This is a genomic window from Pedobacter chinensis (genome assembly GCF_003339865.1).
GTDB lineage: Bacteria > Bacteroidota > Bacteroidia > Sphingobacteriales > Sphingobacteriaceae > Pedobacter > Pedobacter chinensis.
In genome coordinates this window covers 510,512-526,083 of the sequence record NZ_QPKV01000004.1, presented here as the reverse complement: position 1 = coordinate 526,083, position 15,572 = coordinate 510,512, and the positions used below count along the sequence as shown (strand labels likewise).

Sequence of the window (15,572 nt, the reverse complement as noted above, 5' to 3'; positions counted from 1 at the left end):
TTTATCTATCAAGTAATTTGTAATATAAAAGTATACTTATGAGTAACGATTTAGCTCTTCTTATGGAAGAAAATTTGGCTAAAGTATGGAGTCAAAGAGATTCTTCCATCAGAATGAAGTCCATTCAAACTATCTATACTGTTGATAGCAGTTTATATCATGTGGAGCATCAAACAACAGGACATGAGGCTATCAATGAAAGTGTGAGTAATGTAGTGGCTAATATGCCTCCAACGTTCGCTTTTTTTAAACTTAAACCAGTTGTTATCAATAATAATATGGGTAGGCTAATTTGGGGAACGGGGCCAAATATAGAATCACTTGTTGCTACAGGTATGGATATCGCTGTTTTTGAAGATGGAAAAATCAAATCATTGTATGTATTTCTTGATTAATTAAAAAATTTAAAAGATGAAACCATCATGATTTTTCAAACCACACGGTGGTATGAATAAATCTGATAGCTTCATCACAATTAAAAACAAATTTATACGGATGAAAAAGGAAACCAGTTTTTCTACAAAAGGGCAAAGGGCTGATATAGGAGATTTAACAATTTATCGATTATTAGCGAATAGATATACTGATGCTGTTGGGCCATTTGTGTTTCTAGACCATATCGTTCCGAAAGTTCATTCGTCCGCTATGAATAGCGGGACTGGTGGACATCCCCACCGGGGCATAGCGACATTAAGCTACATTATAGATGGAGAAGATGAGCATTTTGATAGTGCCGGAAATTATGCGAAAGTCTACTCTGGAGGCGTGCAATGGATGAAAGCCGGAAACGGAATTATCCACGATGAAACATTGAATGTAGATTCTCAAACCGGAACCAATCGTACACATGCTTTTCAGTTCTGGATTAATCTCCCTTCAAAAAATAAAGCAGAGAAACCAGAGTATCTGGCAATTCAAAGTGATGAGGTTCCACAAAAAAAATTACCTAATGATAGTGGCTGGATAAAAGTAATCGTCGGGAGTTACGAAGATTTAAATTCTAAAATCCCCAACTATTCGGAGCAGTTTTTATATCATATCCATATTGAAGCAGGTAAAACTTTTACAATATCCTTTGAAGAAAAGATTGAAGTCGCAGTATTTCTGCCAATTGTGAATGCCACCCTTAATGATGCCGAATTTCAAGCAGGAGATTTTATAGAGTTTGACAGAAATGCCGGCGAGATAATAATTGAAAATAAACTTCAGGAAGCAGCAGATATTATTTTGTTTGGAGGTGAAGCTTATACAGAACCTATTGTGGCAGAGGGGCCGTTTATTATGAACAGCCGATCTGAGATAGCAGATGCTTACCGTGATTTTTATAATGGTGAATATGGAGAAATCAACAATCAAAAAGGGCGGGTATAAATTAAATGAACATGAAAAACATAGGCGTCATAGGAACAGGAAAGGTCGGATTAGGTCTTATAAAACACTTAGCCAATATAAATCATCACATACTGATAGCTAATGAGGGTCATCCAGCATTATTAAGTGAAACCGCCTCATCATTTGGTGGTTCGGTGACGGCTGTAAGTCAGGATGATATAATCAGTCGGGCAGAAATAATTTTTCTTGCTGTACCATGGGTTGCCATCAATCAAATTGCAGAAAAAGCATCCTCGGCCAGTGGCAAGCTTATTATCGATGCGACCAACAATATTATATCGCTACAGCCTTTTAAAACCGAAAATTTAGGCGAGGTCTCTACCGGAGAACATGTACAGCAATTATTTCATACACATCACGTTGTCAAAGCATTTAATACACTTACCGCAGAAACGCTTCAAAATCCGACACCAAACGATCTAGGAAAGACTGTCATTTTTTTAAGTGGGGAGAATGATTCGGCAAAAAGTAAAGCCTCGGATATTATTTCTTTAATGGGTTTTGAACCTGTTGATTTAGGTTCATTTAAAGATGCTGCAAATTTACAGGAAATTGGTCGTCCGCTTTCTGGTATCGAATTCATAAAAGTTAAAGGTTCAAAAGTTGCCCATAAGCAATAATGTTTCATCATCAATTTTGGCAAAAAATTGAAACGAAAACGGAAGGGATAAAAGAGAAATCGCATACTCCTATCTTTTATATCGCAGAGATAAAGGCAACCCTAATATAAAAAATTAACAGAATGAGAACGATAAAAGCAATACTTATGATTTTAGCAATGTCTTTTGCGACTGATAATGTTGCCGCACAAAGTAACGTAACCTCTTTTGGAAGAGAAGAATACATCACGGTAGAAAAAAATATCAAATTGCACGTTACAGATTTGGGCCAGGGAAAACCTGTGGTTTTGATTCACGGATGGCCGTTGAGTGATGCGATGTATGAGTATCAGTATCAATTTTTAGTAGATAAAGGTTACAGGGTAATAGGGATTACACTGCGTGGTTTCGGAAAATCTGACAAGCCTTATGGTGCTTATAATTACGATGTGTATGCCCAAGACATCAAAGCGGTGTTGGATCAATTGGATATTAAAGATGCAACATTGGGCGGCTTCTCGATGGGTGGTGCCATATCCATACATTACTTAGCAAAATACAATAGTGCCAGGGTAAGTAAACTTGCATTATTTGGTGCAGCAGCACCGGTCTGGACCAAACGAAATGATTATAATTTTGGCTTTACCAAAGAAGCTGTAAATGATCTGATCGCATTAAGCAAGGTTAACAGGCCGCAGCTTCTAGAAAATTTTGGCAAAATATTCGGTGCAAGTGAAACTGCTTTGCCTACAGGCATTGCCAACTGGCTGGGAGGCATTAATATAGAAGCTTCCCCTTATGCCACTACACAGAGTTTGATTGCTTTGCGAGATACAGATTTAAGAAGTGAACTTTCAAAAATAAATACCCCAACTGCCATCTTCCACGGAACTAAAGATATTATCTGTGAATTCGCATTGGCAGAACAAATACAAAAAGGGATTAAGAACTCTTACATAGTGAAATTTGAAAATAGTGGGCACGGCCTGTTTTTCGAAGAATTGGAAAAATTCAACACGGAATTATTAGCCTTCCTGCAAAAGTAAACATACTGTATATCAGCACCTAATTTGACATTATGCAACTGAATATACAGCTAAACCAATCAATAAAAAACAACAACGTATAAATTTAAGATTAAGACAAAATGGGAAATAAAGAAATCGTATTGAAAGCAATGAATGAATTGTTTCACGAAAAAGACAGTACAGCCATCGAACGGTATTGGCATGAATCCTATCAACAGCACAACCCATCGATGATTAATGGCCATGAGGGACTTAGAAATCTTTTACCTGTTCTGGATTCAAACTTTAATTGGCAGCCCGGTATAATTGTGGAAGAGAATGATATCGTTATCACGCACAGCCTGGTACATGGTTGGGGGCCGGTACCGGTTGTAGTGGTAGATATTTTCCGCCTTGAAGATGGAAAAATAGCCGAACACTGGGATGTCGTACAAGAAGAAACTCCTGCCTCAAAATCAGCTAATGGAAATGCAATGACGTCCTTTCACAATACCCCGTTAAGAAATAAGACGAGTTCATGACTTTCAATAATATAAGTTCAAAAAAATGCTCAAAAATTAATTAACTATGGTATTACAAAGCTCATGGAAATGAAAAAAAGCAGGATCATTTTAATTCTTCTCTTAACTTTTAACATCTATTCTTATGCTCAACAAAAGCCTTTTATGGACTATGTACTTAGCTGGGATGGTCATTCCTCTAAATTAGAGGTCGAACTCACGTATTCTGCCGCTCAAAAAGACAGTACCGTCTTTATATTCGGGGACCCGAATTTTGGCGGACAGACAGATATATTTAAAGTTGTCAAAAATATCCGCAGCAACGCACCGGAGGAAGTCAAGATAGACGAAGCGAACAGGCGGATCACCATATACCACAAGGGAGCAAAAAAACACAGGCTCACTTATGAAATAGACGGCTCGCTTCCCGTTGATAAACCAACCACGGCTTCTCAAACAGAACTGTTCAGGCCTGTTATTACCAAAGGAATATTGACGCTGGTAAATCAGTTGTTTGCCTTGGACATAATCGACGGGAGTAATCCTTTGGTATCCTTCAGCTGGCGTAGCTATCCTGAAAATTTCAGCTATTTCAATTCCGTCCAGCCTTCTCAAACAGATCCATCTGAAAAAATTTCAGATTATTACAACGAGCTTTCGGAATTGGTGTATTTTGTTATGGGAGATAACATTGAGGTAAAGGAATACAGCGTTATGGGTATCGCGCATTATTGCGTAACCACGAAAGAAGATAAGTATGGAAATGACCTGCAGGAAAATCTCAGCCCTTTTTTTGAAAGCTATTTCCCGAGCATTCACAGGTTCTGGAACGATAACGATTTTCCTTTCTATTTTTTAGTCATCACGGCACTGCAAAACAACCAAAAAGAATTAGGAGGAGGTGGTTTTGGGATAAAGAATGGCTTTGTAATGAAGTTGGGTAGAAAATTCGGAACACGGGAGAAGTATGTTACGGCACATGAAACTGCTCACTCTTGGACAGGAGTGAAAATCATGTTAGGTGAAGATAGTTTCGATCATCAATGGTTCGGTGAAGGGTTTAACGATTATACCACAATCATTAATCTGGCAAAAAGCAAAATTTACAATGAGGAGGAGTTTCTACATTACCTGAATGAAGAGACCTTGAAACCACATTACACAAGTAAAATCAAAGCTGTGCACAATGACTCTATTGCCGCAAATTACTGGACGGATTATACCAATTATGGAGTTCTTCCATACAGAAGGGGACTCATCTACGCTTTTTACCTCGATAACCAGATCAGGTTAGCGTCAAACGGAAAATTTACGCTCAGGAATATGTTGCTTGACCTGTACGCACTTAGAAAGGCAAAAAAGAATGATGATATTTTATCGGTTGATGATTTTATTAATGCAGGTGCAACATATTTGGACAAAAAAGAGTTGGCCGAGCAGATAGAGCATCATATGATAGAGGGACAACCCATTGATTTTAATAAGGTAAAACTTATTGCCGAATTTAACATCGACATCAACAACAATATACCGAAGGTAAACTTAACAGAGGGTGCCGATCTGTCAAAAATATATCAGTGGTAATGAATAGTACAGCACTTTCACCGCTTAAAATTAACTTAACCATTGTTTTAAATAGATTTAAAAATGAAAAACAAATTAACAGGTAATAGATATAAAATGGATTTAGATGTTCTGAAAACAGAACTCTATTTCGAAACCGATGAATCCATGGTTTTTACTGTGATAGAAGGTGGCTCTTTAACCGAAAAGGATTATTCGGAAAGAGTAGAAACCACCATCGCTGAAATTCGTCCACAGGTATATATGGTTGCATGGAAAGAAATTTCAGGTGCTACGGTAACGCATGTCGAAGACCATGAAAATGGAATTATTTATAGCAATGCAACGTTGCCTGATGGAAGCTTTTATACAATGAAGGGCACGATAAGCCCTGTTCAAGATTAAAAAGAATAAGGACAACAATAATTCTGGGAAATTATGATACAATCCAACGAAACAACAAATGCACCAATCCGCATTGGTTATAGTCTTTCACTTTCCGGTCCGGTGGCTGAGAATACAAAAGCGGTTATGCTCGCACACAGCATTTGGGAAGAAGACATCAATAGTAAAGGAGGTCTTCTCGGTCGTAAAGTAGAACTTGTCTGCTACAATGACAACGGAGATCCGTCACAAGTATCCCTCATCTATACAAAGCTTTTGGATGAGGATAAAGTAGATTTGGTTATCGGAGGTTATGGAACGAACACTATTGCAGCCTCTATGCCTGTAATTATAGCGCGCAAACGATTTTTGGTCGGACTGATGGGGTTAGGCGTCAATCTAAATCTTAAATATCCGAATTATTTTGCGATGATTCCTACAGGCCCTAAACCTAATTCTACGCTTACAGAAGGTTTTTTTGCGCTTGCAGCTTCCCAAAGTCCCAAACCGTTAACTGTTGCTATACTTTCCGCTGATGCAGAATTTTCAAAGAACCCTGTTATAGGTGCCAGAGAAAATGCAGAGAAATATGGTTTTCAGATTGTTTATGAGGAAACCTATCCGCTTTCAACAGAAGATTTCACACCAATAATCGATCAGGTAAAAGTGACCAATGCGGACTTATTTTTCATTTGTTCCTATTTAAACGATTCAATAGGTCTGGTTCGTGCGATTCATAAAAGTGACTATCGACCAAAAATGGTGGGTGGCGCCATGATTGGTCCACAGAGTGCTTCTGTAAAGAAAGAGTTGGGTCCGCTTTTAAATGGCTTTGTCAATTATGAATATTGGGTACCGGTACCAAAGATGAACTTTCCGGGAGTTGCTGATATGTTGGCTAAATATCAAGCAAAGGCACTTGAAAAAAATGTAGATGCACTAGGCTATTATATGGCTCCATTGGCGTATGCACAAATGCAAATACTTGAACAGGCGGTTCTGGCAACTGCAAGTCTGGATGATGCGGCTCTTTCAGCATATTGTCGAGCTAATGCCTTTGAAACGGTAATGGGTAACATACGTTTTGGTAAAGGTGGTGAGTGGGCTGAGCCACGTGTGGTACAAGTACAATTTCAAAACATAGACAACAATGAGATTGAGACCTTTAGGGATAGCCGTGTACAAGTGGTTGTCGAGCCCTCAGCCTACGCATCCGGACCATTAATATATCCATACGCCCCTAAATTAAAGATTTGATGAGGGCGCTATATGAACATTATTAAAAACAGAGAATCAATTTCAAGAAACAATTATGGAAGCACATGAATATCCAAACGGAGAAATTACCATTCTTTGGAAACCAAAATTATGCATTCACGCAGCAGTTTGTGTAAAGACTTTACCAAAAGTCTATAATCCAAAGGCACGCCCTTGGATAAAAACAGAGAATTCGACCACGCAGGAACTCATTGAACAGGTTGCAAAATGCCCATCCGGCGCATTGAGTATAAAAAAAAGAACTTAATAATTTTGAATAATGGAAAACACAAAAGTAGTTTTTAAAGAAGACCATATTTATGGTGAAGTCCAGCTGTTTTCAGATAACAGGAAAGCCGGTAAAATGGATATTTCCGTTGCAGACGGAAAGTTACGAGTATACCATACAGAAGTGGATGCCGAGTATGAAGGAAAAGGTTTTGCAAAGTTATTACTTAATGAATTAATAAGTTATGCTAAAGAAAATAGTCTGAGGATTATACCGCTTTGTCCATACGTTCTTGCGCAATTCAAACGCCATCCGGAAGAATATGCAGCTGTATGGTTGAAGAAAATGACATAAAATTAGGCAATGTAATGAAGTATATATTAGAAAAACCGATAAAAGGAATTATAGGAAGCCAAAAATACAAAACGACTATCCATTGGAGAAATGGTGTATTGATTACCGATGAACCTGAAAAAATAGGAGGTAAAGATTTGGGGCCTGATCCTCACACTTTATTGCTGTCATCATTGGTAGGGTGTACATTGGCGACACTCAGGATGTACATTGACCATAAAGGTTTATCGATTTCCCAAATAGAAGTAGAAGCCAATTTATTCCATAGAATAGAGAATCAGGAAATGATAACACTGGTAGAGCGAAAGATAACTTTTAAAGATGAGCCAGATGCGGAACTGCAAACACGATTGTTAAGGGTAGCTGAGCAATGTCCAATATCCAGAATCTTAAAGGGAAATATCAAAATATCTACAGAATTGATAAAATGATCATCCAAATCTCGTGAATAGGAAAAAATGAATTGCTTCTAATTTAAGCATTAATAAAACTTCATCAAATATATATATAAATGGCGCACTTACCCGAACTGATACAAGATATGGCACTGATCCTTTTGGCAGGTGCATTTGTTACCATTCTATTTAAACGAATTAAACAGCCTTTGGTTTTGGGATACATCATTGCCGGATTCTTGGTGGGCCCGCATTTCAGCTTTCTGCCCACCATCGTGGATCACGAAAACATAAAGACTCTTTCTGAGATTGGTGTCATCATGTTGCTATTCAGCCTAGGTTTGGAATTCAGTTTTAAAAAGCTGGTGAAAGTAGGCGGTTCGGCATCCATTACGGCAGTTGTCGAAATTTTATTTGTGGGTCTGGGTGGGTATCTTACAGGATATTTACTGGGTTGGAATCAAATGGACAGCCTTTTTCTTGCAGGAATGTTGGCAAGCTCTTCCACTACAATTATTCTAAAAGCGTTTGATGAACTGGGTTTAAAATCCAAACAATTTGCTAAAGTGGTTTTTGGTGTTTTGGTGGTAGAGGATATTATCGTTATCCTATTAATGGTACTCCTGTCTACTGTCGCCATAACACAACAATTTCAAGGTTCCGAAATTCTGTTTACCGTACTCAAACTCGGCTTTTTTATGGTATTATGGTTTTTGGTAGGGATATATTTGCTTCCCGTATTTATAAAAAAGACCAAAAAATGGATGGACGATGAAACGGTGCTCATCCTTTCGATAGGACTTTGTTTCGGCATGGTGTTATTGGCCACACAGGTTGGTTTTTCTGCCGAATTAGGAGCTTTTGTCATGGGGTCTTTAATAGCAGAAACCGTCTTGGCAGAGAAAATTGAACATCTCACGCTGCCTGTTAAACAACTTTTCGGTACCATATTCTTTGTTTCTGTAGGAATGATGATCGATCCACAGGCAATGTACACCCATGCAGTTCCCATATTTGCCATCACACTACTCACAATAGTAGGGAAATTTTTCTTTAGCGGATTAGGAGCTTTGATTTCCGGACAACCGCTAAAGCAAGCGGTACAAATTGGGTCCAGTATGGCTCAGATCGGCGAATTTGCTTTTATCGTTGCGGCTCTGGGATTGTCGCTTGGCGTCATTTCAGAATTTCTGTTTCCTATTGCCGTAGGCGTTTCGGCAATTACAACATTTACTACGCCATACTTCATAAAACTTTCAGAACCACTGTATAATGTTATTGTAAAAATACTTCCCGACAAATGGATAGTACGTTTGGAGGCATATACCGCCGAAACGCAGAAGAATAAAGACAATCCGTTTTGGCAGAAGATATTGCAAGAATACAACAGAATACTTGTAATTAATAGCATTATACTTGTTGCCATTGCGCTGCTGTTTAAATATATATTCATTCCGTTTTTGAATATACAGATAGAAAGCTCACTCTGGCGAAATGTGGTACTGATAAGTGCGGCAACCTTGCTGGCATCGCCTTTTTTATGGGCTATCCTTAATAAAAAGATCACGATTAAAAAAGGCAACGAAACCATTAATTCATATTACCTGAATTATTCATTAACGGGTATTTCTCTCCATGCCATCAGGTTTCTTGTAGGTATTTTTCTCATCGGCTTTTTCATTGACCAAATCACAACAACCAGATATGCCTTAGTAATCGCAGTTCCGGTAATTGCGGCAATGCTTTGGCTTTTCTCTAGTAAGATTCAGAAAATTCATCAACGGATCGAACAACAGTTTATATCGAATCTTAACGAAAGGGAGCAACTTGAATTTATCCGGAATAAAGGAACCATCGAACTGCAACAAAAAAATAAGGAAGCAAATAAACATTTTGAGGAATGGGATGCGTATGTCACGGAATTAGAAGCCGGTAATGCGATTTCTTTTGCCGGTATGTCTTTATACGAACTTAACTGGAAAGAGAAATTAGGGATCAATATTGTGTATATACGTAGGAACGACAGAACCATTCATCTGCCCAATGGAAACCAACGGATATTACCCAAAGACAAAGTAGGTGTTTTGGGGACGGATGAACAGATTTCTCAGTTAAAACTTGTTTTTGAACAAACAGATCCTTTATCAGATAATGAAGAAGATATTGACATCAATGATATTCAGTTAACTAAAATTCAACTTACCGAAGCCAATCCGTATTGCAATAAAACAATAAAAAGCTCCGGTATCCAAAAAGATTTGCATAGCCATGTGGTAGGTATTGAAAGAAACGAAAGTCGAATCCTAAATCCAGGTTCGTCAGAAAAAATATTAGTTAATGATATTATATGGCTCGTAGGAGATACACATAAAATAAAAGCGTGTTTAAAAAATCATCAAGAGAACTTTATGGAAGTATAGTTCAAAACGGTTTTAAAATGATAAGCTAGCCTATTAACTTTAATATAGTAACCTTAAAAAATCATTATTATGCTTGATATTATTATAGAAGCCAGACAAGCTGAGCTCTCCGCAGGTTTCACAGTTAAACGTATCCTTCCTTACAGGCTTAAAAGAATGATAGGCCCCTTCATTTTCATGGATCATGGTGGGCCTGTAAATATACCGATGACAACTGCCAACAATCTTGATGTATTGCCACATCCGCATATTGGCCTGTCTACAGTCAGTTATTTGTTTAGTGGGAATGTAACCCATAGGGATAGTCTTGGAGTAGAGCAGATAATAAAACCGGGCGAGGTAAACTGGATGACTGCTGGCAAAGGTATTGCACATAGCGAACGTTTCGAAGATCCGGCAATGTTGGCCGGTGGCGAACTAGAAATGATACAAACATGGGTGGCGCTTCCTGAAAAGGACGAAGAAAGTGATCCGTCTTTTGAGAACTATAAGCCGGAACAGCTACCTATTTTTACAGATACAGGTGTATGGATGCGCTTGATTGCTGGAGAAGCCTATGGATTGAAAAGCAATGTCAAGACACATTCTCCTTTATTCTATGTTCATGTTGTTTTGGAGCAAGGCGTACATTTTGGGTTGCCTGTCGGGCATAGCGAAAGAGGTGCCTACATTGTTAAAGGCAGTGTTGAAGTAAATGGTTTTATTTATAACCCTGGACAGCTGATGGTGTTTACAAAAGGAGTGGATCCATTGATTATTGCAAAAGAACCGACCACTTTGATGTTGCTTGGCGGTGAACACCTGGGAGATCGATATATCTGGTGGAACTTCGTTTCCAGTAGAAAAGACAGGATTGAACAAGCCAAGGAAGACTGGAAGCAAGGCCGTATTATTTTGCCTCCAATGGATAATGAAGAATTTGTCCCCCTGCCTGAAGATAAAAGCAGGCCTGCAGGAGGTCCTCCACCCAACGCTCTTTCTTGACAATGCAGGGTCTGTAAAAACAATATCAAGTTAAATCAAAAAAAATTCAATCGATACGGCTTTTTCCCGAAAACTTTAAAATAAAAATACCCAGACATCCATCTGGGTATTTTTGTTATCAACTAACCTAAACTTTATAAATACTAACCAAATATTTATGGCACAAATATGAAGGTTTAATATTAAGTACAGATTAATTAATTATTATAGAATTTTTATTCAAAAGCTTTCTTTTATTGTTATTTGGAACTCATTTGAAGAAGATGAAATGTATGAGCGGATCAACTTTTGAGCATAAAAAAAGGTTACAACAATCGCTGTTGTAACCTTTATCTAAATTAACGCTCTCAATCTTTATGATTGTGATGCAAGGCTCTCACCCCTTGCATTGCAAATGTATAATTTTAATTTTAATTAACAGCAAAAAAAAATAAATTATTATAATTTTTTTCTGAGAAAAATCTCGTGTTAAATTCCTGTTAAGCACCATCGCTAATCTTCACATAAACAAATTATTGATTTTATGTTAATTATAGGTAAATTTAATGTGAACAACTTTTAGCCAATTGAAAAAGAATCGCAACATATATTTATTAAAGATCTTTGTTTTTGCTACGCTGATTATGCATTCAGGCATATCTGGTGCGCAAAAACACGTTTTTGAATTTTATGATGGTACATTCAATTTCGAGGTAAGCCCTTCATTTGTTTTACCGGTAGCTCAAATTCCTGCTTCGGTAGAGGTTTCAAAATTTTACGATGAAATATCATTAAGTGATTATCATGATCTTATTTCCTCTTTAAAAGCTTATCAGGAAAAACATCATCTTAATGATTGGATTTATTATCAATTGATCAGAAGAACGGCGGAAGAAATAAGCCCGAAAGTACAGAACTATTTTAGGTATACCCTTTACAAGTGGTTTTTGTTGAGTAAATGCGGCTATGATGCCAGAATTGCAATTGGCAATGAACAGATTATTTTTTACGTTAGAAATGATGAAGACATCAGCGATATTCCATTTTTTATGATTGATGACCAGAAATACATGTGCTTAAATTATCATGATTATGGAAAACTTTTCAAACAAAACATCTATATCCCGATTAAAATCAGAATGCCTGAGGCAAAAAAATCTTTCTCTTATAAGGTAACAAGAATGCCTGAATTTAAACCAGAAAGTTATGAGAGCAAAGAAGTTGAGTTTAGCTACAAACAGAAAGTTTATCATTTTAAGCTAAAAGTTAACGAAGAGGTGCAAACCATATTCAAAAATTACCCCGTAGTTGATTACGAAAGCTATTTTAATATTCCGCTAAGCCGGGAAACTTACAGTTCTTTAATTCCGATTTTAAAGGAAAATGTAAAACGAATGGATCAGAAAAAAGGTGTTGATTATTTGATGCGGTTTACCCGTTATGCTTTTCTTTATGAAGATGACGGACAGAATTTCGGTAAGGAGAAACGACTGTCTCCGGAACAAACCTTATTGAACGAATATAGTGATTGCGACGATCGCGCCGCCTTGTTTTTTTATCTTGTAAAAGAAATATATAACCTGCCCATGATCGCCTTGCTTTACCCCACTCATTTAACAATGGCTGTTCAGTTTGATAAACCTGTGGGCAATTTCATTCTTTACCAGGGTAAAAAATATTCGTTTTGTGAGCCTACCCCTCAAATACAGGATTTAAAAATCGGACAGATTTCCAATAACCTCAAAAATATTAAGTATGAAATTGTTTATGCTTATGAACCTTTAAAGAAATAAACTGGACATTTTATAATCAAAAACACATTAATTTAATGTTAACAAAACGTTATGTTATTGCTAACTTCCGAAAACTATTAGGCTTTTCAAGTATTTTAGTTCTTTATACAATAATTAGAAACTTAAAATTAATCCTATGTCGGCTGTTATATATACTATTTTGAAAGAGTTCTTTGTAGAAATTCACGGCCATTCGGTTAAAGCGAGAATAATGTCGCCAATTAATAATGAGAATAGCTTTAAATTTCAAATTAGCCTGTATTTCAAAAACAAGAGCGATGCAGATCCAAATGAGCCTGCTTCAACTTTTACCTCTTATGCTAATGCAGAAAGGCATCTGCTCAGTTACCTGGAAGCTTTTCAAAACACTTTGGATTTAGGAGGCGAAGTGGCCGAAGGAAGTAAATTTTAAATATTTTCTTTGTCGTCTTTTTCAGGCGAAAGTTCAGAATCGATTACTTCTTGTTCAAACTTCTTTTTATCCTTTTGGTTTTTTATGATGAGAAAAGCGATAAGAAGAACAACCAAAACGGCAACAGCAATTAAAATTGGATAATTCATATCGATTAGATTTTACAATAAGCCTTTGTTGTTAACTAATTTACGCTAAATATTTTATATGTTAATTCGTTAGTTGTAAGTTAACATAATCATAATATTAATTTAACTTAACGATATTTTATCTTTGGATAATCCAAAACAAGTTAAATGAAAAAGCATAAATCCAGGTCGAAAGATACTTCGGCAAATAAGAAAGCACGTAAAGAATTAGAATCAAAATTAACAATTGCATTTAACGAAGTGCTCGCCCAATTTGGCAAAGCAAAAAAAACAGAGAAAGTGATAGAGAAATTCGCGAAACAGCTTTCGAAGAAAATTTCATTAAATCCAAAAGATGATTCTATAACTTCATTTATTAAAGAAGAGGAAATTTCTGCACCTTCGAAAGAGGCTACTGATATTTTGTCAGAGAAAAAAACAACATCAAGAACAAAAAAAGTAGTTAAAGCTTAAGCAAAAACTAATAATTAAAACCTTGCTCCTACCCCAAGCACAGTTTTTGTTTTAATGGAAATACAGACAATAATTGGCCCTAACAATGCGTCATCAGTGGTGTAAAACATTACCTCTGCAACTTCTTCATTATCTTTCGTCGAATAAGTAATTGGTGCTTCTTTCCAATTAATTCTTACTGAAGATTTGGATTGATCATTTAAATAATTCCAGGCCAGGGTTCTATATTTAAGCTCGAGGGTTTGTGTATCTTCCTCTTTTTTACAACCAGTAAAGGTTAATGTTAAAAAAGATAAGAAGATTAAGCAATAGGAGATTTTGTTCAAGGTTATTTTATTTTTCATCACTTGTTTTTTATAGCTTATACGTTAATTAATCAGCAAACGCTACAAAGCATTAAAAAAAGCCATCCTGCAATAAAACAGAATGGCTTTTTATATAGGCCTTTCGATTTCTTATATACTCTATGTAAATTAATTTGACGTATAATAAAACATTTGACTATAATCAAATCTACCAGGGTCGTCATCTGCTATTATTTTGATCTGCAGCTGTGGAAAAGTATTTGTAACAAAACTTGCTAAACCGATTGGAGCGATTAATGCATTACCATTATTTGGAATATTACTGGCAATGGTAGCTTTAAAAATTCCGTATTGATAAAGCTGTAGGGTAACCGTGGATGTGGCAAGCATCGCATTATTCCATTGTAAGTTAAAAGAATAATTATCGGGATCGATATAGTTAACAAAATCACCAATAATACAACTATCATAAGGGCCAGGAGGATAAAGCGTTTGTGCTGCTATTACATCATAAGTGGAAAATGAACTCCAATTTGGCACTACCGAATTATAGCTCCCACTATTCATTACTGAATTAGGATCAGAAGTTGGTGTTCCTGGAATTTGTATTGTCCCAAATGAATCATTACCAGGATTATCTGTGTGTCTAAAACCAAGGCAATGCCCTATCTCATGTGTTAAAATATAAATTTTTTGAGAATCAGATAAACTATTATACAGATTTCCATTAATTCTTATTCGAAATCCAGCGTTATCGTTAGTTGGGAATTCAGATATAGCATAATAGCCATTAAGTTCTGGATCAGTAGTTGCATCCGTAAAAGTTATTGTATTTGGTTCGACATTTGTTACAGATAAAGTCCAATCAGTATAAAAGCCCACTTGACAAGAGGGTATCGAAGACCAATTACGAAGTGCATTCCATATACCCACAACCCAACTATTTTGAACGGAAGAAGTAAGTATTTTTATATTTTCGACGTTAAAAGAAGAAATTAAGGAACTAGTCTGCCATTGTGCTATTTTGTTACCACGTATAGAAGATATTTTACCTTTACTAACAATTTGCTCTTGTAATAGAGTTTGTTTCGAATTTTCATTTCCAAAATAAGCACTCACTTTTTTCAAATCTGTCTTATTTTTCTTAAATAATAAATCTCCTTCAACAAGATAATATTCTTTAAGTTCAACTATATTTTTTGCTTTTATACCGCTTTCCAATAAAGCATTATAAAGTTCTTTATCGGCTTTCTGAATAGATAGTTCTGAAAGTTTAACATTTTCTTTCTTACAACTATTAAAAGTTGTCGCTAATAAAACTGCAACTATTGCGACTTTAAGAGCATTAATATTTATTGTTTTCATTAATCAATTAT

At 36.3% G+C, this 15,572-nt stretch carries 19 protein-coding genes; 16 read left to right on the top strand and 3 right to left on the bottom strand.

All coding sequences use genetic code 11. The features are described from left to right. Positions 1-38: 38 nt before the first annotated feature. The 15 genes from DU508_RS12590 (at position 39) to DU508_RS12520 (ending at position 13,289) form a co-directional block, all read left to right on the top strand. Positions 39-395: a nuclear transport factor 2 family protein gene (locus DU508_RS12590; RefSeq protein ID WP_115403153.1), complete on the top strand. Its 357-nt coding sequence runs from the start codon at positions 39-41 to the stop codon at positions 393-395. Positions 396-495: 100 nt separating this feature from the next. Further along, positions 496-1,371, top strand: coding sequence for a pirin family protein (locus DU508_RS12585; protein WP_115403349.1), 876 nt, complete (start codon positions 496-498; stop codon positions 1,369-1,371). A gap of 5 nt (positions 1,372-1,376) precedes the next feature. Continuing rightward, a complete protein-coding gene (locus DU508_RS12580; RefSeq protein WP_115403152.1) occupies positions 1,377-2,012 on the top strand; it encodes an NADPH-dependent F420 reductase in 636 nt (211 codons plus the stop codon). Positions 2,013-2,134: 122 nt separating this feature from the next. Next, positions 2,135-3,037: an alpha/beta fold hydrolase gene (locus DU508_RS12575; RefSeq protein ID WP_115403151.1), complete on the top strand. Its 903-nt coding sequence runs from the start codon at positions 2,135-2,137 to the stop codon at positions 3,035-3,037. Between the two features lie 101 nt (positions 3,038-3,138). Further along, on the top strand, positions 3,139-3,540 hold the full coding sequence (locus tag DU508_RS12570) for a nuclear transport factor 2 family protein (RefSeq protein ID WP_115403150.1): 402 nt from the start codon (positions 3,139-3,141) through the stop codon (positions 3,538-3,540). Between the two features lie 69 nt (positions 3,541-3,609). Further along, positions 3,610-5,103: a gluzincin family metallopeptidase gene (locus DU508_RS12565; protein ID WP_147273628.1), complete on the top strand. Its 1,494-nt coding sequence runs from the start codon at positions 3,610-3,612 to the stop codon at positions 5,101-5,103. 63 nt (positions 5,104-5,166) lie between these two features. Then, positions 5,167-5,487: a MoaF-related domain-containing protein gene (locus DU508_RS12560; RefSeq protein ID WP_115403148.1), complete on the top strand. Its 321-nt coding sequence runs from the start codon at positions 5,167-5,169 to the stop codon at positions 5,485-5,487. 33 nt (positions 5,488-5,520) lie between these two features. Beyond that, on the top strand, positions 5,521-6,723 hold the full coding sequence (locus DU508_RS12555; RefSeq protein WP_115403147.1) for an amino acid ABC transporter substrate-binding protein: 1,203 nt from the start codon (positions 5,521-5,523) through the stop codon (positions 6,721-6,723). A 55-nt stretch (positions 6,724-6,778) separates the two neighbouring features. Next, positions 6,779-6,991 carry a (4Fe-4S)-binding protein gene (locus tag DU508_RS12550; RefSeq protein ID WP_115403146.1) on the top strand — a complete coding sequence of 71 codons (213 nt, stop codon included), beginning with the start codon at positions 6,779-6,781 and terminating at the stop codon, positions 6,989-6,991. A 12-nt stretch (positions 6,992-7,003) separates the two neighbouring features. Continuing rightward, positions 7,004-7,306: a GNAT family N-acetyltransferase gene (locus DU508_RS12545; RefSeq protein ID WP_115403145.1), complete on the top strand. Its 303-nt coding sequence runs from the start codon at positions 7,004-7,006 to the stop codon at positions 7,304-7,306. 14 nt (positions 7,307-7,320) lie between these two features. Next, on the top strand, positions 7,321-7,737 hold the full coding sequence (locus DU508_RS12540) for an OsmC family protein (protein WP_158542166.1): 417 nt from the start codon (positions 7,321-7,323) through the stop codon (positions 7,735-7,737). Positions 7,738-7,817: 80 nt separating this feature from the next. Next, positions 7,818-10,121: a cation:proton antiporter domain-containing protein gene (locus DU508_RS12535; protein ID WP_115403143.1), complete on the top strand. Its 2,304-nt coding sequence runs from the start codon at positions 7,818-7,820 to the stop codon at positions 10,119-10,121. A gap of 69 nt (positions 10,122-10,190) precedes the next feature. Then, positions 10,191-11,105, top strand: a complete 915-nt coding sequence (locus DU508_RS12530; protein WP_115403142.1) for a pirin family protein — start codon at positions 10,191-10,193, stop codon at positions 11,103-11,105. Between the two features lie 623 nt (positions 11,106-11,728). Then, a complete protein-coding gene (locus tag DU508_RS12525) occupies positions 11,729-12,877 on the top strand; it encodes a hypothetical protein (protein ID WP_115403141.1) in 1,149 nt (382 codons plus the stop codon). Between the two features lie 136 nt (positions 12,878-13,013). Then, on the top strand, positions 13,014-13,289 hold the full coding sequence (locus tag DU508_RS12520) for a hypothetical protein (RefSeq protein ID WP_115403140.1): 276 nt from the start codon (positions 13,014-13,016) through the stop codon (positions 13,287-13,289). On the opposite strand, the gene DU508_RS23825 is transcribed toward DU508_RS12520, so the two are convergent. Continuing rightward, positions 13,286-13,438 (bottom strand): hypothetical protein, encoded by a 153-nt coding sequence (locus DU508_RS23825; protein WP_158542165.1) that lies wholly within the window; start codon positions 13,436-13,438, stop codon positions 13,286-13,288. The two genes, DU508_RS12520 and DU508_RS23825, sit on opposite strands and share 4 nt — an antisense overlap. 147 nt (positions 13,439-13,585) lie before the next feature. Here DU508_RS23825 and DU508_RS12515 point away from each other — a divergent pair, with 147 nt between their 5' ends. Continuing rightward, positions 13,586-13,891, top strand: coding sequence for a hypothetical protein (locus tag DU508_RS12515; protein WP_115403139.1), 306 nt, complete (start codon positions 13,586-13,588; stop codon positions 13,889-13,891). 14 nt (positions 13,892-13,905) lie between these two features. On the opposite strand, the gene DU508_RS12510 is transcribed toward DU508_RS12515, so the two are convergent. Both DU508_RS12510 and DU508_RS12505 read right to left on the bottom strand, forming a co-directional pair. After that, positions 13,906-14,235, bottom strand: coding sequence for a hypothetical protein (locus DU508_RS12510; protein WP_115403138.1), 330 nt, complete (start codon positions 14,233-14,235; stop codon positions 13,906-13,908). 129 nt (positions 14,236-14,364) lie between these two features. Further along, positions 14,365-15,561 (bottom strand): M57 family metalloprotease, encoded by a 1,197-nt coding sequence (locus DU508_RS12505; RefSeq protein ID WP_115403137.1) that lies wholly within the window; start codon positions 15,559-15,561, stop codon positions 14,365-14,367. Positions 15,562-15,572 lie beyond the last annotated feature (11 nt).